The following is a 22,688-nucleotide window of genomic DNA, read 5'->3' on the forward strand; positions in this document are numbered from 1 at the left end:
GGTTTACCTCGCTGTTATGTATTTTAATGGTAGGATTCAACTCTGATATTGTCTCATCTAAAATCTCGTATGCCTGCCTCAAACGCCTCAGCGTCTTGATGAATAACTCCATGCAGCGCCTCTTGCAAGGCAAATGTGCTTCTGTAAAAATGTACACGCTCCGCGATTTGGTCTCCATTCGGATACATGGCGATGCACTTTTCGAAGAACTCTTGACCGTACCCCGACAGAATTCCCGCTAGATCATAAGCCGGATCTCCCATCCCTGAGCCTCCAAAATCTATAATACCCGTAATTCGGCCTTTCTCCGGACTCCAGAGGATGTTGGACGTGCCAAAATCACCATGAATGCAGGTTGGACGAATGTCATGATTGCCAAGGTTGTTCAGAAACCTGGTGAAGTTGCTTGAAATTTCCTCTTGTGCATCAGGCCTGATATAACGAAACAATTGGTCTTGAATTTTAGTGTACAATCCGGACATCTCTTCGTGGACATTTACGATATCCGTATCGTCAGCGATCCATTCATTGATCTGCACAGCATGAAGTTGAACGAGAAATTCGACCATCTGTTCCGCTACCCTATCCTCGATGTTCGAATTCCGGTGTGGAAGCAGATCTTCTGTCCATAACGGTTGACCCTCGATTAACGGATAGCCCATGAACATTTTGCCCACCTGCATATCGTCAAATGAAACGTACATCGGATTCGGTATAGGCAGCGTTACCTTGGTCTTGATCCCATTCAATAATTGTGTTTCTCTGATCATGGCTTTGAGACTTGCTGCGTACTTGGGAAATCTGAAGACTAGCGTTTGATTCACAATCAACACATCGTTGTTCTGACCGATGCTGTCAATCTCAACGTCTTGAATATGTAAATGTGGATAAACTTCTTGTATGCGCTGGGTATATGATGGATTCATGTATAACTCCTTCTACTTGCGAATGTCATTAACCTCTATTTTAATGCTTTTCCTTAACTTGGTAAATCATTACAGAGCAATTTTGGCAATTTCGTTGGAATTTCTCTTGCATGACAAGTCCAAAGATGACATTATATTCCACATAATGAATCTGCCGCGATGAGGAGAGAAACCGGATATGAAATGTTTAGGGAAAGCGCTGGCTGTAACTCTGCTAACGACTTGTTACATTGGGTCGAATAGTGTGTTTGCACTAGCAGAAGAGATTCCATTCAAGGATGTACCATTGAATCATTGGGGTTACTCTCACATTCAATGGGCCGTGGAGCAAGACGTAGTTGATGGGTATCCGGATGGAACCTTCAAGCCGAAACGGACCGTGACACCAAGCGAATTTTTGACGATGCTCATTCGAGCTGCCAACCCGAAGCTTATCCCTCACGACTCCTCAACGACACCTTGGGAAGAACCCTATATCACGTATGCCCAGAATTTAGGCTGGAAGGTTACGTCACCGAAAAAGAAGCTTACGCGCGGATTGGCAGCTCAGTTGTTAGCGAACGCCACCGGTAAAAATTACGATCTAAAGGACTCCATCCAATACATGCTTGACCTAGGCATTGCGCAAGGGATATCAGGAAATAACATTGAGGGCTATCAAGCAAATCAAGAAATCACACGTGCTGAGGCCGTGACCCTAATCGAGCGGTTCTCCATGAAATACAATGAACTGTATAACGTATCTCCAACCTTGGGGATTTACTCTCACGCTGATTTATTCCACAAGTATACAAACAGTACCTATCACTTTCGACTCGAGATTCCCAAGAGCTGGGACACGCGCTATGAAGTCCGTGATCAATCCGTCGGGAACAGCCATCATCTGAATTTCGTCAATACAATGACCCAGGGCACACTGTTCACCATCTCCGTCTGGTCCAAGAATGACTGGGCTGAGCAGGAGGAAGAAATCAAGGGACAAATACCAGCGGTACAGGTCGGAGAACGAGGTAATCAGGTGTATGTATTCCACACGCCTACCGATGTCCAATACGATCCATCGGATAATAACGCCAAGATCGACTATCAAGGCATGTTTTTAGACGTACAAAATATCAAAAGTTCGTTCCAAATTTCTGATAAGTAACTTTTTTTAATTTAAAAGCGGCCAGGACAAGTGACCTAGCCGCTCTTTCCTTCTGGTGATTAATGCTATATAACAGTCTTACTAAATTATCTATGATCTCGCCTATTTCATTCGTTCTGCCCGAATAATTCTACGGATCGATTGCTCCGTTAAATAATATCGTTCTGACAATGTACGGATGGAGTCGCCATGCAAATAACTTTTGAAAATGCTCCGATTCCGAATATCCAGATCCTTCTTGACCCCAGTTTGTTCACCCCAGGACTTCCGATTCTCCGTCTTTCTCGGAATATAAATATAACTTCCATCAATATATTGTTGAATGGTTTTGATTACATGTTCAGGCAAAATATCTAGTGCTTTCTCGTATTTCATTCTCCCTGCTCCTATCTACATAGAATCTTGTAAATAGTGAGCAAAGCCGGCACATGAAATATTGCAGCTCTAATTAATGTTGAAGAAGGCTCCGAACAAATTCTATGCTCGATATTTCCGTGCTGCTTTGCCCGGAGCCTGATTTAACGACTTGAACGGTTGTGCTTCTAACGTGAGCCATTAAGATTTTCACCTCGCCAAATTGGATGATTCAAAGTTCACTCGCTTCTACTCTCTATTCTAACAAATTCAATTTCCTTTGCACCAGGCTCGAATAACAAAATAACGGATAAGCGATCCACATTCCCGTTCGAGTTCGTAAGAAAAGTCGCTTTGGTTTTAATATCAAACTCCGTAACATGGAGTTCAAACTGATTGGCATTTTGATGTGTGAGGGGGAACAGCATTGAATTGAATCCTGCCCGAAGCTCTCCATCTGTAAGTTCAACCATCATTTCTCCATACCCTGCATGAACATACGTCCCCGTTAAATCCATCAAGGATACGGACAATGGGACAAAGGGTTCTTTCGCGTCTGAAGTTGCCTCACTGTTGGTTCCAGGCTCGCTCGCAACGGTAGCTTCCTTCTTTTGTCCCAACGCTTGCTCACTCCAGTCCTTGACCTCACCACCAAGCATTGAATCGAATATGTAATTCGCTATACATACAGGAAGCGGAGTATTCAACTATGCAATTTTATGAAACGAAATATATGGATCGACAACCAATGCATCATACATCATTCGACACTCTAAGACACATTTCCTCGCTAACCGACACACTACTCTCAAGTGACTAGGACCTTGTTCCCCTTTTAACCATCAGTCCGGATTGGACTCCCTCGGCATGGTATACTTTTCCCAAAATCCAGTTATAGAAGGAGTCTCCTTTCGTGTTAAAAGAACGCATTGATTTCTTGTGCAAGAAAAAAGGAATATCCCGCAAAGAGCTAGTTGAAGGATTAGTGACAACCACCCATTTTGCGAACATCCTTGCCGATCGTTATCCACTGGCCGAGGACCTTGCCGAACATCTGGCACAGCGTTTGCAAGTGACCCCCTCCTACTTAGTCAATGCAGCTAATTCCGATAAGGATACACTCGAGACCGCGGAACATATCTTTGAAGAATTATCCCACTCGGTCTCTCACGTTACAGAGGATCGCATACACGATCTTCCGGATCGACATGACAGTCTTACGGTAGAACTCACAACGGCCTTAATGAAGGCGGTCTATTATCAACAAGTGAACGATGCGGTGTCCCATGAATATCTGCACCAGAATTACCTCAATTTTTATTTAGAAAAATACGGCCGTCCCGATGACGCTGATCTCCCGCTGCCCGCGAAAAAAGCGATGCTGTTCTATAAAATCCAGTTCTATCGATCCAAGAACCGCTATCATGAGGCTTTAAGCCAAGTGAACCGGTTAAGCGAACATGTTCAGATCGGCACCGATTCATGGCTGACCACCCAAAACTTCAAGATGGAGGCCTGTATCTTTTTGAAGCAATATGACCAGGCCAAGCAGGTGTTTGAAGGAACGATGAGACAGGTTTATGAAGACCGCTTGTTTCACCGCTTATCCGATCTGTACATCGCGTACAGCGGCTACTGTTATTCCATGGGACTGTATCAGGAGGCGCTGGTTACCCTCTCCATGGCCGAAGCCCATTTGGTCTATGCGGTAAACCAGGGGAACATGGTGTCAACCATCTTGAACAACCGGATCATCATGCTGACGATGCAGGGAGATCATGAAAAAGCGGAAGAAGAAATCAACCGTTTTGAAGGACTTCTCGCGCGGGAAGCAGTGGAAGTACGGCAGCAATTCCGTCCAGTCCTATTGATTTACCGGTGTGAATTGGCGTTAGCACAAAAGCAGTGGGGGCTTTTAACCCAGTATATTCGAGAGCTGAAAGCGATAGAGCTAACAACGGATCAAGAGATGTCGGTTGCCTACTACCAATGTCAGCTAGCCTTGGCTCACGGTCATCATGATGAATTCATGGGGTATGCCCTGTCTTGTCTACCATACTACGAGTCCAATCAGCTTACATTGCGACTTGAATCCTTATATGAAGCATTGGCAACGGTATCGGAGGAATTAAGGAAATACAAAGAGTCAGCATCTTACTACAAAAAGCTGGTCTATCTGCTTCGAAGTAAATAATTCATGAGCTTAAAAGGTTGCGATAGCATGCCCCACCCGCAAAACTTTTGCCGTTCCCTTCATTTTAATCGCTGTACGACAGGATAAAGAGTGCACAAACCTTTTAATTCGGCAAAAGTTTTTGAAAAAGTATCGTGTTGATTCACTCCTAACGCCGGAAGTTTTGTATCCTTGCCAAACCATTGTCTCCTCAGAGCCCCACGGGTAACATGGAATTATAAATGATTCTACTAGTGAGGTGCTGAGCTTATGGGATGGTTTGGAAAAAAGAAAAGTCCGCAGGATGCGCTGGAAAAAGCAGATAAAATGATGAACAAAGGTTTAACCGGCATGATGATGAAAGGTTTTGTACCGAAGGAGCATCGCAATGCCATCAATCAAAGTTTGGAGCAGGCGAAGCAAGCGCAGATGGCAGCGACCGGAGCCCTGGCATTAACGGCCACCGCTAAAGTACGAACCGTACGGGATACCGGAAAGCTGATCAATTTCGACCCGGTTGTCATCCTGGAATTGGATGTAACCGAGAACGATGGAAGCCAATATACCAAAACGCTGGAGACCCTCGTATCGAAACTACAAATTCCTAGAGCCGGTGATATCATTGGTCTTGCCCAGCATCCGGCCAATTCGTCCGAACTTGTCTATATGGGACCGATTGGATGAATACAGGCAAATTAAAAAAGGACCTCATTCAGGTCCTTTTGTCATGTGCTCACAGCTTCCTGCAATTTCTCATTCAACAATTGGAAAGCCTTTTGAATGCTTTCTCTCGGTGTTTTACCGTACCGTTCCCCAATGTGAACTTCCGTATAACATTGAGTTTCCCCCGCTTCGTTTAAATAACTGAGCAATCCGATGCCCGTCGTGCGGAAAACCTCGATAAGAATCGGTTCAAGCTGTTCTTTATTCAATTCAAAATGTACATGAAACATATTCGATACGGGCACAACAGGCTTCGTATTCACGCCCTCGCATTGATTAAACAGCGCTGCGAGCTCTTTTGCTTCCTCGTAATACCGGCCCATGTTACCGATTCTTTCCGTGTAATAATAATTCGAGCTGATGATATACGGGTATAGGCTGACCAGATCACCGCCATGACGCCTTTTCCATACTTTAGACTTCGCCACGAAATCGGTGCCGCCAGCCAGAATGGCGCCGGCAATCCCACCTATACCTTTATAGAAGGACACATATACACTGTCAAATAGAGCACAGATTTCTGCCGCCGTTTTTTGATAATAAGGGGTGATCTCGAACAATCTTGCCCCGTCCAGATGCAGCTTAATGCCTTGCGAACGGCAATACGCCGATATCGCTTCCAACTCTTCGTATTCGGGCAGCTGCCCTCCGATTTCACGCTGCGGCAATTCCAGCAGCAAACAAGCAATATCGCGATCCAGACGCTGCACGTCTTCAAGCGTAATCAAACGCTCCTTATCGGCAAGAAGAATCGGCTCAATATGATGCAGCTCCTTAAGCCCGTCCTCTTCGTGAATCTCCAGATGGCAGAGGGGATGATAGGCCACTCGTTTCAGCTCCGCATCATCACACCAGATCCGCAAAGCAATCTGCTGCGCCATGGTTCCGCTTGGAAAAAAGACAGCGGATTCCTTGCCCAGAACTTCTGCCATGCGTGCCTGAAACTCCTCAATGATGGCGCCTTTGCCGTATGTATCCCCCATCTGCGACCCATCCACATCCCGAAATGCCTCAAGCAACACCTCGAGATTCCTGCTGCTATGTCCAATCAATGGATAGGCTGTTTCGCCATAAGCTTCACTAATCGATTTACGTTGTTCTCCCATGTCGCATATCACTCCTTCTCTTCAACCGATAATAAGAACAAATCATCACACGAAAAATTTAATTTCCTCGCTTATCAAGCATACTAGATAAATGAATAAGTGAGAAATCATTTTCACTTCCACAAAACCTTCGGAAAAACTTGACAAAAACAAACGGAGGGATTACATTGTATATGAGCATATGCTCATATTATATATAATAGAATTGTTTTATGATCTTTGATTACAATCAACAGATGGATCCGAAGGGAGTTTTCGATTATGCATCATCATAACCACCATCATGGACATGATCACAGCCACCATGATCATGCCCGCTCAGGAAACAAAAAAGGACTTGCCATTGCCCTCATCATCACAATTGGCATCATGATTCTAGAGTTTATAGGGGGCTTGCTAACCAACAGCTTGGCTCTGTTATCCGATTCCGGACATATGTTAAGTGATGCCAGCGCATTGCTGCTCAGTCTGGTCGCATTATGGTTTGCTACGAAGCCAGCATCGCCGAATAAAACCTACGGCTTTTACCGTTTTGAAATATTGGCAGCACTATTAAATGGAGTCGCCTTGTTTGTCATCGCCGGTTTTATCGTATGGGAAGCGATTCAGCGCTTTGATAACCCGCCGACCGTCGCCAGCGGAAGCATGATGCTCATTGCAGCCCTCGGGCTGTTGGCCAACCTTCTCAGCGCCTGGTTCTTGATGCGGACGGGGGATGTGAAGAACAATGTGAACCTCCGCAGCGCATACCTCCATGTTATCGGTGATGCACTCGGCTCTGTCGGCGCAATTATCGCCGGGATCGTGATGATTGCCTTCGGATGGTACATTGCGGACCCGATCATATCCATCCTGGTGTCAATCTTGATTCTGAAGAGCGCCTGGAGAATCATACAGAATACCGTTCATATTCTGATGGAGGGCGCACCGGCAACAATAAACTCTGAAGAGGTAACCAAGTCCCTCCTGTCTATTCCTGGGGTCACCGGCATCCATGATCTTCATATTTGGACGATTACGTCCAATTTCGACTCCTTGAGCTGCCATCTCGTCGCCCAAGATGACGCGAACAGTTATGAGATCCTGCAACAAGCGATTGATTTTCTGGACAGCCGATTCCACATCGAGCATTCAACGATCCAGATTGAGAATTCCACCATCACGCATCGTGATCATAAAGTCTAATCTCTTCTCTGCGGTAGTCCTTTAGTTCATGAAAAGGGGAAAAAGGGCTGCCAAGGTTTACACTTTTTACAAATTCGGTTGACCTCCATAATGAGAGTATCAAGACATTCTACTGGCGTTACAGCGAAATCCGAATGTCTGATAGGGAGGTTAACATGAACAACGATGTATATACACTGGAAAAACTGAACGAATACCAGCAAGCAAAATGGGACGAACTTGATCGTCAAGGAAGATTCATTATTCATGACGATATCGCATGTGAATCGCAGCATACCTCAACCCATATTCGAATTCTCGATAAACTTCATGGCTTCTTTCGAAAGCGGAGATCCCGAAGAAGCCGTACGAAATCCTTATAAGTAAAAAGAGCAAGCGCGGTTATTCGCGCTTGCTCTTTTTATGGGAAGAAATCATTCTCTCCAAATCTGCTTGAAATCCAGCCATCCCAGATTATTGATGACAACCCCTTTATAAGAAGGATCCAAGCTTGCGTAAAATCTCGTGTGAGTCAAGAATGATACATGCGCTTCCTCCCGAAGCCTCTCTTCAATATGCGATAAAATACTCAAACGCTCCTCATACCATTCGCTGGCAAGCGCATCATCTATGCATTCTTTCACCCAATGATGCAGCGAAGGATCCATGAACTCTTTAACTACGCTTCCCTTCTGCACGTAGTTCTCGATTAAACATACTTCTTCACCTGGAAGAACAAGGCCGTGCAAGATACAATCCATGCTGTGCATTACATCCAGTTGGTGTAAGGTATCCATCCTCTCCTCTCGGATGATCAATGGAATCCCGATGGAAGCGCATTGATTCTGAACCCATTCGGCGTCTTTAATATGCTTAGCGAGCGTAGCCATCGTAATGGGAGAGCCGTCATAACCCGACTGTTTCAGCAGTGACTTTGCGAGTTCGGGATCATATCGGTCTTTACGGTAAGGCGCTTGCTCATCCATGATGAAGCCTTTGGCTGGGTAAAGCCGATTGTCGCCAAGTTCACGAATCATCTCCATTCGGTTCAGAATCAGGCTGAATGCCCGGCGAAAATCGATGGACTGATAGGGCCCCGGTTTTTTCATATTCCATGTAATCAACGTCGTGCAGCCTTCAGAAGATTCGATGACATCAACAGCATGTTTCTCACCGTTATGATCGATATGCGCCGGATCCCGTAGCAGCCGCTCCCAGCTGACCTCGCAATGCTCCGCATCTTCCGGCATCAAGATAATGTGGATGTTGTCCAAATGCGGCCGCCCATGATAATAATGGGGGTTAGCATGAATGGTCAGCCGATCATCGGTCCATTCCTCTACCCGAAAGGGTCCCGTTCCGACAGGCTGCTTCCAGAACTGTTCTTCATGGACGCTTGCCAAATGTTTAGGCACGATGGACATGCATGTGGAGCTAAGAAAACGGATAAAAATTCGATTCGGCTTGTTTAGAATAAAACGAACCTCACGAGGGGACACCACCTCTACCCGTTGCAGTTCACGCACGATCCAAGCATTACGTTTATCCCGTCCCAGGCGCTCTACCGTGAATTTCACGTCCTCCGCCGATAATTCTTTACCGTCATGGAACCGTATTCCTTTACGCAGATGAAAAGTCCAGATCGTTCCATCCTCGTTGCTCCTCCAATAATGCGCAATAACCGGGAGGTATTGATCGTTTGCATTATCGTATATCACCAACCGGTCAAATATCTGCTGGACCATGTGCGCTTGAAAACTGTAGTAGCATTCGGCAGGATCCAACGTTTCAATCAGGCGGTAAACCGGAAGACGCAGCGAATCCCTTGCTTCTTCTTCCCCTTCGTTCATTTCCTTGCTAAAGCCAAAATGCCCGTTCATCCATTCCACGTAAGAATCGTTGGTGTGCATACCCTGACCATAGGTACGCAGCAGTTCGAAGGCTTGCTTATATTCCCCTTTTATCGCGAGCTGCTGCCCTGCCTCCTGTAGCAGATTTGCTTGATCGGCCAGAAAGGTAAGCTTGGAACGGATTCCGCGCCCACGTCCCGCCTTCCATATAATCCAACCCTTCTCTTCCAGCTTGCGTATAACGAGCTTGGCATTCCGCGTTGTGCAATACAGCGTATCGGCAATCTGCTCAAGTGTCACTTCCGTAGCTGTATTCGCTGGAGCGTTAACAGCAAGCTTTTGGTGCAGCATAAAGAATTGTTCGTGCAGCATTGCAATCCGCTCCCCCTGGTAAAATCTATACGCTTTATTCTACTTGGAGATCATTTCGAGCGCGAGTACCTTTTCGGTAAAAATCCATTATATTCGAAAAATAACAAAGGCATTCATCATTCACAGGTTTGAATGATAAGCTCTACCGCTTCCTGCAGAGTCAGTGTAAGCTCTGTGCCCTCGGTCATTTTCTTCAATCGAAGGACGCCTGCCGCCGCTTCATCTTCACCAATCAGAATGGCATAAGGGATGCTTTCAGCTGAAGCGGAAGCTAATGTTTTTTTCAATTTGCGCCGGTTGCTCGCCAATCGGGTATGAATCCCGCGATTCCGGAGTGCCGCTGCTGCCGTCAACCCTTCCGGGACAGTTTCTCCTATCGGGATAACGATAACGAGCGGCTTGTTCGTTTCAATCGACCGGTTCCGGATCATCTCCATGATGGATTCCATGCCAAACGAAAGCCCCACCGTAGGATAGGCAATATCCTCACGTCCAACGAGCTGCCCGATAATCGCATCATATCTGCCGCCACCGCCCAAGCTTGAACGGAAATCGTGCGATGCATCAAAAATTTCGTATACGGTTCCCGTGTAAAATGACAAACCTCTTGATAGAAACGGATCAAATACGCAGATGTCTTGCAACCCGACGCGCTGCAGCATATTTTGCAGGATCTGTACTTCTCTGGCGCCGCGCTCGTTGCCCACGTTGTATTTGATTGTTATCTGCTCAAATGTCGGCTCCTTGAAATCAACAAAATCCAGAATTTGACGACAAATCTCCGGAGCGAGTACCTTGCCCGCAAGCTCTTGCCGAACCCCCTCCTTGCCAATCTTATCGAGCTTATCCAGCGTCAGCATGACGGATGGTTTCATCTCTTCCGGTACGCCCATAGCGCCAAGAACTTCACCCAGAAAGCTTCGATTGTTCCACCTGAGAATGATCGGAATGTCAAGTCTCCGAAACACTTCGGCTGCAAGCTGCATTAGCTCAACTTCCGCTTCTGGTCCCGAGATCCCCACCACATCAACGTCGCACTGCAGAAACTCCCGCAATCTTCCCCGTTTGACGGGGCCATCCCGGAATACCTTCCCCATCTCATAACGCTTGAATGGCTGGCTGATGGCGGGATTCAGCGCGATCACCTTAGCGAATGGAATCGTCAGATCGTACCGGAGCCCCAGACGTCGCGTGCCTTGATCCGTCAGCTGGTACATTTCCTTCAGAATTTCTTCCCCTCCTGCGTATTTTGAAGACAACAGGTCCGATTCATTCAGAATGGTTGTCTCCATTTCAGCATAGTCATAACATTCAAACACTTCACGCAGCGTCGATTGCACCTTTCTTCGGACCGCCTGCTCTTGGCCAAAATAATCATACGTTCCTTTTACGTTCTGCATCGCTACTCATCCTTTCGTTCTAATGAAAATAAAAAACGCGCCGGACCTCATGGTCCCGCGCGCTGGATATGCGGCAGGGAGGCCAACGCGAACAGCGTTAGCCCACCCTGTAGAATGACAGGCGTGCTAACGCTGCTTGTGATGATGAAGTTGATTGAATTTAATGTTTATCATATTTGTATCCCCTTCACCTTTTTTAGCCAGTGATTAAAGCCAGTGATTAAGGGGGATTATAGCGCAATCCATTTATTAATTCAAGGGCAATCCATTCTTAGATGGTGCGCGACCAATGGCGATGCGCCGCGATCGCCTCAATGAAGGCTTCGCCAAACGGCTTCAGATCCTCATTCTCCTGAGCAACAACGATCCCTTCGCCGCTGGATGAAGGAAGTAAATTAGCCCCTTCGGCGATGGCTGCGATCGGTTTGAAATGCTGATACGCTTCCTTGACGAAATCCAGCACCTTCTGCTCCGCCAGGAGCTCCGATACACTTAACGCGCCGCCTGCGACAAGCACCGCATCGAACAAGACTGAATCCGCCCCCAGCAGCGAATGGTTCACTTCCAATTCCGCGCCGGCCTTGCCTTGAATGACGCCAAGCTTCGCGCTAACCACTTCGGTGATGATGCCGGCTTGCTGCAGCTGCGTAAGCACAAACGGGAGTTCGTCCGTGAATCCGTTGCCTGCCAGCACCGCCACTTTACGGGTTAACGGGAGCTTCACGGTATTCATCATGCTCAGTGCCGGAGAAGACTCGCTGGAAGCGGAGCCGCTGGTTTGCGGAGGTATGGTTCCAATGCCCTCCGAAATCCGTGTGGCAAGTCCGCTATCGACGTTGGCGAACAAGTCGACGACTTGCTGGCGAATTTCCTTTCGCTGCACTTTACCAAGCTCGAACTGGAATGCGGCTACGATATGCTGCTTCTCGACCTCAGACATGCTGTTCCAGAACAGGGCTGCTTGACTGAAATGATCCTTAAAGCTGTCACTGCGTGCCTGCACCTTACGCCCTTCCACCTTCTCGGTGTAATGCTCGTAACCGCCGCGCTTCACCGGAACCGGCTTCGGCGTGTTGCCGGCAATACCGTTCTTATGATAGCTGACCGGTCCCTTATTGATGGTCATGCGGTGCATCCCGTCACGCTGATTGTTATGAACCGGTGCGATCGGTCGGTTGATCGGAATTTCGTGGAAATTGGGTCCGCCGAGCCGTGAAAGCTGGGTGTCAGTATACGAGAATAAACGGCCTTGCAGAAGCGGATCGTTGGTAAAATCGATTCCCGGTACGACATGTCCCGGATGGAATGCAATCTGTTCCGTCTCCGCAAAGTAATTATCCGTATTACGATTGAGCGTCATCTTACCGATGATTTTGACGGGAATGAGTTCTTCAGGCCAAATCTTGGTCGGATCAAGGATATCAAAACCAAAATTGAATTCCTCATCCTCCCGAATCATTTGAACGCCAAACTCAAATTCCGGATAATTCCCTGATTCGATCGCGTCCCACAGATCGCGGCGGTTAAAGTCAGGATCCTTGCCTGCCAGCTTCTGCGTTTCATCCCATACGAGGGAATGCGTGCCGAGCACGGGCTTCCAGTGAAACTTCACGAAATGCGCTTTCCCTTCTTCGTTCACGAAACGGAAGGTATGGACGCCGAAGCCCTCCATCATTCGGAAGCTTCGCGGAAGCGAGCGGTCGGACATCGCCCACATAATCATGTGCGCGCTTTCCGAATTGTTTGCGAAAAAATCCCAGAACGTATCATGGGCGGATTGCGCCTGTGGAATCTCGTTATGAGGCTCAGGTTTAACAGCGTGAATAAAATCAGGAAACTTCATGGCATCCTGTATGAAAAAGACCGGCATATTGTTGCCAACCAGATCATAATTCCCTTCTTCCGTATAAAACTTGGTTGCGAAACCGCGTACGTCCCTGACCGTGTCGGCAGATCCCCTGGAGCCCGCAACCGTGGAGAAACGGACAAACACCGGGGTGACGACGGAAGGGTCCTGCAGAAATTTGGCTTTTGTATAATCTTTCATGGATTCATATAGCTGAAAATAACCGTGAGCCCCAAAACCGCGGGCATGCACGATCCGTTCCGGAATCCGCTCATGATCGAAATGCGTCATCTTCTCTCTGAAATGGAAGTCCTCCATCAGGGTCGGACCGCGCTCGCCCGCTTTAAGCGAATGTTCATCCTCAGAGACCTTAAGTCCCTGATTGGTTGTCAGTTCCTTAGCGTCATTGTCTACCGTGAATTGTTCCAGCTGTTGGTCCTTGCTCGTCTTGTTGTAGCTGCTGTTAGCATTCGAATTGGCGTTTGAATTATCCATTTGTCGGAACCTCCTGGTATGTAGGTAGTAGATGAGTGTCTGACGAAGTTGCACTTGGTAATAGATCCGCTTGCGAACCCGAAATGTAATTACCCTGCAAAATGGAATACGAATCCAGTTTCAAACATCCTTCATGAAAAGCTCATCTAAACCGTTCGATTGGGTTTTCGCGCCTGCATCTCCTGTCTCCAGCAAAAAAACAGCCCCCTTCCTAGAGGTGGTCTGCTCTGATTGTACTTCAACGATTTTCCAAACATATGCTGCGATTTTGCACATAACACACCCGTTCCGATATCTCGATGAGACGACGTATCCCTTCTTCCAGCTGAATCTCGCTGATATACGAATAACTCAGCCTGATCCACGAATCCATCTGATCCAGCGGGTCGCATATACGCCCCGGCACAAAAGCTACGGATTCCGCCAGGCATTGCTGCAGCAACGCATCCACGTTGATATTCTCCGGCAGCCGTATCCACAGATTCAAGCCGCCGCCGGGGCTGTTCCATCGCCATTCTGTAGGCTCAAGCAGCTTCTCCATCCTCGCTTTACGAAGCTCCAGCGCAATCCGCAGCTTGGCCACATGCTCCTGAAGTCTGCTCGAGAAGAAATAATGCTGGAAAATCTTTTGCGTCAGCAGCGGGGTCCCGTTGTCCGACAGCGCCTTGATCGGAAGGATGACATTCATCAGTTCCGGACGGGCAGCCAGGACCGATATCCGCAAGCCGGGGGCCACATATTTGCTGAAGCTTCGAATGTGAATAACATAACCTTCGGTGTCGTAGTAAAAAAACGGCAGCGGCGGCGGATCTCCAAAATAAATGTCGTGATACACCTCATCCTCCACCAGAATGCACTGATATCGCTCCGCCAGTTCAACCAGCGCCTTGCGCTGTGTGATCGGCACCGTATATCCCGTCGGATTCTGAAACGTTGGGTTCATATAGAACAGCTTCGGTTTCTCCGCTCGCATAAGACCTTCAATTCGTTCAAGATCGTACCCTTCCGGTGTAATCTCAATTGGAAGCAGTTTGACATTTTGCTGCACAAAAACATCGATCGCCGGACTATACGTCGGCCGTTCGATCAACACACAGTCTCCGCTTTTGACGAGCGAACGCGAGATCAAGTCGATCGCTTGCTGGGATCCCGTTGTAATGAGCAGCTCTTCCGGATGGACCGTTATGCCTTGTTTGTCCATAAAATAACGAGCCATCTCCTCGCGCAGCTCCAGATCTCCGGACACGGAAGAATACGTGCTTAATACCTTCGGATACATGTCAAACACTTGTTTCACGTGATTGGACAAGAATGCATTTGGCAGCAGCCCAGGATCAATCAGCGCTTCCGACATCTGGTATTCGACCTGATGCCTGTGAATGTCGGACAAGCGACTGCGATTGACATACATCGATTTGGCCTGATATGCCCATCGCGGGCTGGATGTATGGGATTCCAATAATGCGTCTTCCGTCTTACCCGCTACGAAGTACCCTGATTTATATTTTACTTCCACGATCCCGTCCTCAAGCAGCTGCTGATAAGCCTTCAGCACCGTTAATCGGTGAACATTCAAACGCTCGGCCATCGCCCTCACGGACGGGATTTTGTCAGTCTCCTTCCACTCTCCCCGAGCAATTCCTTCCAGTATCGTGTCATAGACCGACTGCTGTAATGTTCGCTTACCTTTATTTTTGTCGTCCAGCGTTGATAATTCCATCTGCTCCTCCCCAATCCACATAAATCACATCTGTTCTACGAACCGCCAATCTGTTCTATCAACTACCTATTATAGTATAGAAAAAGGAGGATGCTACATGATTATTTTTAACTACTTGCTTATGTGCGCCATATTCAGCACGACGTTTCTCGCTATCAAGATTGGCGTTGAAGCAGGACTGCCGCCGTTTCTCTCAGCGGGACTTCGATTTCTTCTGGCGGGCGCCTTCATCTTCCTATGGATGATATTGCAGCGGAAGGCAAAACCGAGCCTTCTCTTGCGAAAGGAATTCCTTCTAATCGGGATGACCAGCACATTCTTGACGTTTGCAACGCTGTATTGGGCCGAGCAGCACGTGTCCTCAGGGATCGCCGCCATCCTATCGGCAACAGGCCCCATGATGATTCTGATGATCCAATCGGTCGTGATGCGGAAGAATGCCCGGCGCAGTGATTATTGGGGGTGCGCGGTCGGTTTTGCGGGGGTATGTTTGCTCATTATGCCCGAGTTAGCGATGGGGAGCGATCTCATCTGGATTCTGAGCTGTATCGCAATTCTTATAGGCGAAATCGGTTATAGTGTGGGCTCCCTAGCTACCCGGAAATTGTCCTTTGACATGCCGAATGTCTCACCGATTACGATCAATGCGGTGCAGATGATGTATGGCGGCGCAGCCCTATTGCTGTTATCCCTGTTCAGTGAACAGGTACAATGGAATGGTATTCTAACTTTGCCAGCCATCGGATCTGTCTTGTATTTGACGATGGTTGGCTCGATGCTGGGCCATAGTCTGTATGCCTGGCTGCTAAAAGCAACGAATGCCTTTTTCCCGTCCACCTGGCTCTTTGTCTCTCCAATCATCGCGTTGGGACTGGGCGCATTTCTGTACGACGAAGCGATTTCTTCCTATTCCATCATTGGCAGCATGCTCATCATCGGCGGGATTCTGATCGTGAATCTGCCTGAGCTTCGAGCACGCCGGATCGCGCGCCGTGTGGCTTCAAGCACTTGATATCGAACCTGCAAGGTTCCAAGCATTAACACAAAAAATTTAAAACGGCTGCAACTCGTAAACCTCATCACGAGTAGCAGCCGTTATGTTTCATTATTCAAGGTTATGATTCAATACTTAATCCACTTTGGCACGATATGCCTCTGAGGTGAGCAGCTTTCCGAGTGCTTCCTCCAGGTCACCTTCCACCTCAACCTCAATGATCCATCCGCCTTCGTACGGCTCTCCGTTCACAAGCTCCGGCTGATCTTCCAGGGAAGTATTCACTTTCGTGATGGTACCGGATACAGGGGAATACAGTTCCGATACGGTTTTGACCGACTCAATGGTACCGATGCTGTCACCTGCGGCAACGACAGCGCCCGCCTCGGGGAGTTCTACGAATACGATATCGCCCAGCTGGCATTGCGCATGATCAGAAATACCGACGCGCACCACATTTCCATCTACCTTCAACGCCCACTCATGATCGTCGCTGTACACCAAATTCTCTCTGATTTCACTCATTACGGATACTCCTCTTTTCTTAAAGAAATGAAATTAAGGTGAATAAATGAAAAAAAGGACGCGAAAAAAGGCATTCGCCTTCTCTCTGTCCTCGGTACCTGAGAGTTTATGATCGACCGCTGCTTGTTTTCGGTTCGACCTTTCCCCTTGGGTGGCTTGCGCACTCTCCAGAGCTGCGTCAGATGGCGGTTCGTTTACCTGAGAGATTACTCGTCAGCCTGGCAGGCGTAACGGTTTGCTCCTTCGGTGCCGCCAAGGCTTCAACCTTCGCGTGGCGGTCTCTCCCATCCATCATCATCCGCATATTCGGTTGGCTTATTCTCCCACAGAATAAAACAGGGATGAAGTGATGTCAAGATATCTGACAAAAATTTTAAGAATGAAAATATTTTGGTGAAATAAAGGTTGACACTTTATGGAGCGGCACGTTTATAATAATCACAAGAACGTAGAAAGATCTGACAACTCAATAATTTTCACGCGGATGATGGTAGCGGGAGAGATTACCGACAAGATTGACAGGTAGCGCCGAAGGAGTAAGCCCTAACACGGTGAATCTCTCAGGCAAAAGGACCTTTACCGGACGCACCTCTGGAGAGAATTCTGAATGTAGAATCACCCACGGGGAAACTCACACACGCTTGACATTATACTTACATGACATGTGGGGTAACTCTCAGGTACCAAGGACAGAGCAGAAGGATTACGCAACGAGCGGGCTTTTTCAGCGCAGCTTGTTTTCCTTCTGTCTGTCCTTTTTTGGTGTTTCCCCGATTGATCATGCCAATTAGAAGAGGTGAAGAGATGAGTTCATTACAACGTACACCGCTTTACCCGCTTTATTCCGAATTTCCTTCTGCCCGCTGCATCGACTTCGGCGGTTGGGAGCTGCCCGTGCAATTTTCCGGCATTGTGCAAGAGCATGAAGCCGTACGCAAGCACGCCGGCCTGTTCGACGTCTCCCATATGGGTGAATTTATCGTCACCGGACAAGACGCTGAAGCTTTTATCCAGAAGATGACCACAAATGATGTAACCCGCATATCGATTGGCCAGGCCCAATACACGTTAATGTGTTACGACAACGGCGGTACTGTAGATGACCTGCTTGTGTATAAACTGTCGGCAGATCGATTCATGCTGGTTGTAAACGCATCCAACATCGACAAAGACCTCCAGTGGCTTCAAGATCATCTTGCAGGTGATGTCACCATCCGTAATGTGTCCGCTGAGACGGCTCTCATTGCACTTCAGGGACCTGCCGCCGTGAACATCATGTCACAGGTAACCAATGAGGCGCCAAGCGAACTCCCTTCCTTCCATTTTATTCAGAACGCACAGGTATGCGGCTGCACCGCCCTGCTCTCCCGCACCGGTTATACCGGAGAAGACGGCTTTGAAATCTATTGCTCCGCTGGGGATGCTCCCGCAATTTGGAGAGAACTATTAGCTGCCGGAGAACCACATGGTCTTGTTCCAACCGGACTCGGCGCCCGCGATACACTCCGTTTCGAAGCGAAATTGCCCTTGTACGGGCAAGAGCTTTCGAGCACGATTTCTCCGCTTGAAGCCAGTCTCGGTTTCTTCGTGAAGCTGGACAGCGGCGATTTCATCGGCCGGGAAGCGCTTCAACAGCAGAAGCAAGACGGTGTACCGCGTAAGCTTGTCGGCATTGAACTCATCGAGCGCGGAATTCCGCGCTCCCACTATCCCGTATTCAACCATGAAGGAGAACCAATCGGTGAAGTGACCAGCGGTACCCAATCCCCTTCACTCAAGCGAAATCTCGGATTGGCCCTGATCGAAACCCCATATACGGGCCTCGATTCCGAGGTATGGGTCGAGATCCGCGGTAAGAAGTTACAAGCCAAAGTGGTAAAGACACCATTTTACAAAAGAGGAGCTGCCTTAACATGAAGCATCGTTACTTGCCTATGACGGATCAGGATCAAGCCGATATGCTTGCTGCAGTCGGCGCGGAAAAGATCGAAGATCTGTTTGCCGATATCCCACAAGCGGTCCGTTACAACGGCGTCCTTCCCATGTCAAAACGGCTGGGTGAGCCTGAACTTCTAAAGCATATGCGCCGCCTATCGGACCGCAATGCCGATTTTGACCGTTATACAAGCTTTCTGGGGGCCGGTTTGTACGACCACCATATTCCGGTCGTGCTCAATCATGTGATTTCCCGCTCTGAATTCTACACGGCCTATACGCCATACCAACCGGAGATCAGCCAAGGCGAGCTGCAAGCGATTTTTGAATTTCAATCCTATATCTGTGAATTGACCGGCATGAAAGTTGCCAATGCCAGTATGTATGACGGCTCCACGGCACTTGCTGAGGCTGCGGCGCTCGCCAGCGGGGCAACCAAACGGAAGAAAATCGTCATTTCGCGTGCCGTCCATCCCGAAGCCCGGGAAATCGTTCTGACTTCGGCTCACGGCCTCGATCTGGAAGTCGTGGAAGTCGACATCGTTAATGGCGTTACCGACCAGGATGCTCTCGCCGCTGCCATAACGGAAGATACCGCCGCCGTCCTTCTGCAATCACCTAACTTCTTCGGTTGCATTGAAGACGTGAAATCGATCGAGCCGCTGGTTCATGAGAAAAAAGCACTGCTTGTACTGAGCGTAAACCCGCTGTCCCTCGGTTTACTGGAATCCCCTGGCGTGCTTGGCGCCGACATCGTTGTCGGCGATGCCCAGCCGCTTGGCATTCCGGCATCTCTCGGCGGACCGACCTGCGGATTCTTTGCGGTATCCGAGCCGCTGATGCGCCGCATTCCTGGTCGTATCGTGGGTCAAACCGTCGATCAGGACGGCAAACGCGGATTTGTACTGACACTGCAGGCGCGGGAACAACATATTCGCCGTGAAAAGGCAACGTCGAACATCTGCTCGAACCAGGCGCTGCTCGCGCTGTGTGCGTCCGTATATATGTCTACCCTAGGTAAAGCCGGCATGCAGGAAGCAGCGCTGCTGAATGTGCGCAAATCCCATTACGCTGCCGACCGTGTCGCAAACGGCTCCCTCTCCCTCCCGTTCAGCTCGCCGTTCTTTAATGAATTTGTGGTGAAACTGCCTGAAGGAACAAACGTGGATGAGGTCAACTCGAAGCTTCTGGGTGCAGGTTATATCGGAGGTTATGATCTTGGCGCTGTGTACCCTGAGCTTCAAGGATGCATGCTGATCGCCGTGACCGAACGGCGGACGAAGGAAGAAATCGACCAATTTATTGGTGAATTGGAGGCGATCGTATGAAACCGGAAAAAGCCTTGATATTTGAACTCAGCAAGCCCGGCCGTGTCGCCTATTCCCTGCCCGAATGCGACGTCCCGGAGACCGACGCCGCTTCATTGATTCCGGAAAGCCTGCTTCGCAGCAAACCGGCCGAACTGCCCGAAGTATATGAAGTGGATGTCATTCGTCACTATACCGAGCTGTCGAGACGGAACTTCGGTATCGATAACGGCTTCTATCCGCTCGGCTCATGCACGATGAAATACAACCCGAAGATCAACGAGGATGTTGCCCGTTTTGCCGGCTTTGCCAAGATTCATCCGTACCAGCCTGAAGAAAGCATACAAGGCGCTCTGGAGCTGCTCTATACCCTGCAGAATGATCTCGCTGCACTGACCGGCATGGATCAAGTAACGCTTCAGCCCGCTGCGGGAGCGCATGGGGAATGGACAGGGCTGATGCTGATCCGTGCTTACCATGAAAGCCGTGGCGAGAAGCGAACCAAGGTGATTGTTCCCGACTCCTCGCACGGTACCAACCCCGCTAGTGCAACGGTTGCCGGTTACGACACGATCACGATTAAGTCCAATGAACGCGGCATGGTGGATTTGGAGGCCCTGCGCGCCGTCGTTGGTGATGATACGGCCGCACTGATGCTGACGAACCCTAGCACACTGGGGCTGTTCGAAGAGCAAATCGTGGAAATTGCGGAAATCGTGCACGAAGCTGGTGGCCTGTTATACTATGACGGAGCCAATTCCAACGCCATCATGGGCATTACCCGTCCCGGCGACATGGGCTTCGACGTGGTCCATCTCAACCTGCACAAAACGATGAGCACGCCGCATGGCGGCGGCGGTCCCGGTGCAGGCCCAGTCGGCGTGAAGAGCCTGTTGATCCCGTTCCTGCCAAAACCGATCGTATCCAAACGCGAGGACGGCACCTTCTATTGGGATTACGACCGTCCACAGTCGATCGGGCGCGTGAAGGCGTTCTATGGCAACTTTGGCATCCTGGTCCGGGCCTACACGTATATTCGAACCTATGGACCGGAAGGACTTCGCCGCGTCTCGGAGCTCGCCGTGCTGAATGCCAACTACATGATGCATCGTCTGGCTCCATACTACGAAGTAGCTTACCCGGGGCTGTGCAAGCACGAATTCGTGCTGTCCGGCAAAAAACTGAAGGAGTACGGCGTGCGCACCCTCGATGTTGCCAAGCGGCTGCTTGATTTTGGTTATCATCCGCCAACCATCTACTTCCCGCTCAATGTGGAGGAATGTATCATGATTGAGCCGACCGAGACGGAGAGCAAAGAAACGATGGACGGTTTCATCGACACGATGATTCAGATCGCCAAGGAAGCCGAAACCACGCCGGAGGTTATCATAGGCGCCCCTTATACCACGGTCGTGAAACGACTCGACGAAACGACGGCGGCACGTAAACCGGTTCTGAACTGCACCTGCGGTTAATATTGAGTTGATCTATACTCCTTAAGAAAGGGTGTCCCTCGCCGTAGGATCGGCGGTAAGAGACACCCTTTTTTTGTGCTGGACAACATAGGGATTTAGTCACCTGTTTAATGACTATTTCAGCAGCAGCCAACTTCCCCTCTTACGATGGGACTAACTCCCCGGATAAAATTGGGTGGTCATTCCATTCCAGCCCAATAAACCTACTGTCATTCTACAAACTATCCATGCTATCCATTAGCAGAGTCCCTTCCGCCTCCTTCTTGTTCTCTATTAGAAAGCCCAAATATATGATATAAAGTATATAATTATATACGGCTTACTTCTACCAAGCTGACCAAAGACGAAAGATGCGGTGATCGAATGAGTAACCCGATTCATGGCCTGGACGTAAACCAATATCTTGAGCGTATTGGATACACGGGCCCGATTGTGAACAGCGCTTATATGCTCGCCAGATTGCAGGAACAGCATGTGCATACCGTACCCTATGAAAATCTCGATATCCTTGATCGAATTCCACTTTCCCTGGATATCCCCGATCTTTACGATAAAATCGTAACCCGGCATCGCGGCGGCTACTGCTTCGAGCTCAATGCGCTATTTGGCTGGCTGCTGCAGGAACTGGGATTTAAGGTCACTCATTATTTCGGACGCTTCTGGCGGGATGAAACCGATACGCCTGCCAAGCGTCGGCATCATATTCTGCAAGTGGATATCGAAGAACAGCGGTATATTGCCGATGTCGGCGTCGGAGGAGCAGGGTCGCGCCACCCTCTGGAATTGGTTGATGGCCTTGTGCAGACCCAGGGGAACGAGACCTACCGGCTAGTCCAAACCGAAGCATATGGCTGGATGCTCGAAGAGTGGAAAAAAGAAGCCTGGGATCCCGTCTTCTCCTTTACGGAGGAACCTAACTTACCGAGAGATTTCATCACCACCTCATTCTGGTGCGAGTATGCCCCCGATTCGCCGTTTAATAAAACAGCTCGGGTATCCATACGTACGGCCGAAGGCAGAAACACCGTGGATGATGACGAATTCAGAATTTACAAGGCCGGCGGCGTCCACACCTTTAAACCGGGCAATGCGCAGGAATATGCCGAAGCGCTCTATACATATTTCGGCATCCCTATCCATAAATAAGAATAAACCGGGCTTTCCCATGCAGGGAGC

19 protein-coding genes and 3 riboswitches are annotated in these 22,688 nt (G+C 48.9%); of the genes, 10 read left to right on the top strand and 9 right to left on the bottom strand.

The genetic code is table 11. The features are described 5' to 3' along the window. Positions 1 to 53: 53 nt before the first annotated feature. Positions 54 to 926, bottom strand: coding sequence for a phosphotransferase family protein (locus tag CRG97_RS18295; RefSeq protein WP_098746007.1), 873 nt, complete (start codon positions 924 to 926; stop codon positions 54 to 56). 178 nt (positions 927 to 1,104) lie between these two features. On the opposite strand from CRG97_RS18295, the gene CRG97_RS18300 reads away from it, so the two are divergent. After that, positions 1,105 to 2,073: an S-layer homology domain-containing protein gene (locus CRG97_RS18300; RefSeq protein WP_098746009.1), complete on the top strand. Its 969-nt coding sequence runs from the start codon at positions 1,105 to 1,107 to the stop codon at positions 2,071 to 2,073. A gap of 102 nt (positions 2,074 to 2,175) precedes the next feature. Here the strand turns inward: CRG97_RS18300 and CRG97_RS18305 are convergent, their stop codons facing one another. Both CRG97_RS18305 and CRG97_RS18310 read right to left on the bottom strand, forming a co-directional pair. Next, positions 2,176 to 2,448, bottom strand: coding sequence for a CD3324 family protein (locus CRG97_RS18305; RefSeq protein WP_098746011.1), 273 nt, complete (start codon positions 2,446 to 2,448; stop codon positions 2,176 to 2,178). Positions 2,449 to 2,666: 218 nt separating this feature from the next. Then, the gene (locus CRG97_RS18310; RefSeq protein WP_161952954.1) at positions 2,667 to 3,047 is read right to left on the bottom strand and encodes a DUF3471 domain-containing protein; all 381 of its coding nucleotides are present in this window, start codon (positions 3,045 to 3,047) and stop codon (positions 2,667 to 2,669) included. 293 nt (positions 3,048 to 3,340) lie between these two features. Here CRG97_RS18310 and CRG97_RS18315 point away from each other — a divergent pair, with 293 nt between their 5' ends. Continuing rightward, positions 3,341 to 4,621 (top strand): XRE family transcriptional regulator, encoded by a 1,281-nt coding sequence (locus tag CRG97_RS18315; RefSeq protein ID WP_098746016.1) that lies wholly within the window; start codon positions 3,341 to 3,343, stop codon positions 4,619 to 4,621. A gap of 249 nt (positions 4,622 to 4,870) precedes the next feature. After that, positions 4,871 to 5,284 carry a hypothetical protein gene (locus CRG97_RS18320; RefSeq protein ID WP_098746018.1) on the top strand — a complete coding sequence of 138 codons (414 nt, stop codon included), beginning with the start codon at positions 4,871 to 4,873 and terminating at the stop codon, positions 5,282 to 5,284. Between the two features lie 41 nt (positions 5,285 to 5,325). Here CRG97_RS18320 and CRG97_RS18325 read toward each other — a convergent pair whose 3' ends face one another. Beyond that, positions 5,326 to 6,429, bottom strand: coding sequence for a threonine aldolase family protein (locus tag CRG97_RS18325; RefSeq protein ID WP_098746020.1), 1,104 nt, complete (start codon positions 6,427 to 6,429; stop codon positions 5,326 to 5,328). Positions 6,430 to 6,690: 261 nt separating this feature from the next. Between CRG97_RS18325 and CRG97_RS18330 the strand changes: the two genes are divergently transcribed. Both CRG97_RS18330 and CRG97_RS18335 read left to right on the top strand, forming a co-directional pair. Further along, positions 6,691 to 7,614 carry a cation diffusion facilitator family transporter gene (locus CRG97_RS18330; protein WP_098746022.1) on the top strand — a complete coding sequence of 308 codons (924 nt, stop codon included), beginning with the start codon at positions 6,691 to 6,693 and terminating at the stop codon, positions 7,612 to 7,614. A gap of 155 nt (positions 7,615 to 7,769) precedes the next feature. After that, on the top strand, positions 7,770 to 7,976 hold the full coding sequence (locus CRG97_RS18335; RefSeq protein WP_098746024.1) for a hypothetical protein: 207 nt from the start codon (positions 7,770 to 7,772) through the stop codon (positions 7,974 to 7,976). Positions 7,977 to 8,027: 51 nt separating this feature from the next. On the opposite strand, the gene CRG97_RS18340 is transcribed toward CRG97_RS18335, so the two are convergent. The 4 genes from CRG97_RS18340 to CRG97_RS18355 all read right to left on the bottom strand — a co-directional run bounded on the left by CRG97_RS18340 (position 8,028) and on the right by CRG97_RS18355 (position 15,276). After that, positions 8,028 to 9,815, bottom strand: a complete 1,788-nt coding sequence (locus tag CRG97_RS18340; RefSeq protein ID WP_098746026.1) for an SgrR family transcriptional regulator — start codon at positions 9,813 to 9,815, stop codon at positions 8,028 to 8,030. A gap of 116 nt (positions 9,816 to 9,931) precedes the next feature. Continuing rightward, entirely contained in the window at positions 9,932 to 11,215 is a 1,284-nt protein-coding gene (locus CRG97_RS18345; protein ID WP_098746028.1) for a histidine--tRNA ligase, read from the bottom strand. A 271-nt stretch (positions 11,216 to 11,486) separates the two neighbouring features. Next, complete coding sequence (locus CRG97_RS18350) at positions 11,487 to 13,556, bottom strand: catalase (protein WP_098746030.1); 2,070 nt, start codon at positions 13,554 to 13,556, stop codon at positions 11,487 to 11,489. 238 nt (positions 13,557 to 13,794) lie between these two features. Further along, the gene (locus CRG97_RS18355; RefSeq protein WP_098746031.1) at positions 13,795 to 15,276 is read right to left on the bottom strand and encodes an aminotransferase-like domain-containing protein; all 1,482 of its coding nucleotides are present in this window, start codon (positions 15,274 to 15,276) and stop codon (positions 13,795 to 13,797) included. 97 nt (positions 15,277 to 15,373) lie between these two features. Between CRG97_RS18355 and CRG97_RS18360 the strand changes: the two genes are divergently transcribed. After that, complete coding sequence (locus tag CRG97_RS18360; protein WP_098746033.1) at positions 15,374 to 16,288, top strand: DMT family transporter; 915 nt, start codon at positions 15,374 to 15,376, stop codon at positions 16,286 to 16,288. Between the two features lie 117 nt (positions 16,289 to 16,405). On the opposite strand, the gene gcvH is transcribed toward CRG97_RS18360, so the two are convergent. Beyond that, complete coding sequence (gene gcvH / locus CRG97_RS18365; RefSeq protein WP_098746035.1) at positions 16,406 to 16,795, bottom strand: glycine cleavage system protein GcvH; 390 nt, start codon at positions 16,793 to 16,795, stop codon at positions 16,406 to 16,408. 176 nt (positions 16,796 to 16,971) lie between these two features. After that, a riboswitch (glycine riboswitch) is annotated at positions 16,972 to 17,093 on the bottom strand. A gap of 186 nt (positions 17,094 to 17,279) precedes the next feature. After that, positions 17,280 to 17,381: riboswitch (glycine riboswitch) on the top strand. 3 nt (positions 17,382 to 17,384) lie between these two features. Beyond that, positions 17,385 to 17,490, top strand: a riboswitch (glycine riboswitch). 109 nt (positions 17,491 to 17,599) lie between these two features. Here gcvH and gcvT point away from each other — a divergent pair. From gcvT to CRG97_RS18385, 4 genes are all read left to right on the top strand, one after another. Then, positions 17,600 to 18,712, top strand: coding sequence for a glycine cleavage system aminomethyltransferase GcvT (gcvT, locus tag CRG97_RS18370; protein ID WP_098746036.1), 1,113 nt, complete (start codon positions 17,600 to 17,602; stop codon positions 18,710 to 18,712). Then, positions 18,709 to 20,058, top strand: a complete 1,350-nt coding sequence (gcvPA, locus tag CRG97_RS18375; protein WP_098746038.1) for an aminomethyl-transferring glycine dehydrogenase subunit GcvPA — start codon at positions 18,709 to 18,711, stop codon at positions 20,056 to 20,058. Before gcvT ends, gcvPA begins: the two co-directional genes overlap by 4 nt. Then, a complete protein-coding gene (gcvPB, locus tag CRG97_RS18380) occupies positions 20,055 to 21,512 on the top strand; it encodes an aminomethyl-transferring glycine dehydrogenase subunit GcvPB (protein ID WP_098746040.1) in 1,458 nt (485 codons plus the stop codon). Before gcvPA ends, gcvPB begins: the two co-directional genes overlap by 4 nt. Before the next feature lie 363 nt (positions 21,513 to 21,875). Next, entirely contained in the window at positions 21,876 to 22,658 is a 783-nt protein-coding gene (locus CRG97_RS18385; protein ID WP_098746042.1) for an arylamine N-acetyltransferase family protein, read from the top strand. Positions 22,659 to 22,688 lie beyond the last annotated feature (30 nt).

This window comes from Paenibacillus sp. EZ-K15 (genome assembly GCF_002573715.1).
In the GTDB taxonomy this organism is placed as follows: domain Bacteria; phylum Bacillota; class Bacilli; order Paenibacillales; family Paenibacillaceae; genus Paenibacillus_AQ.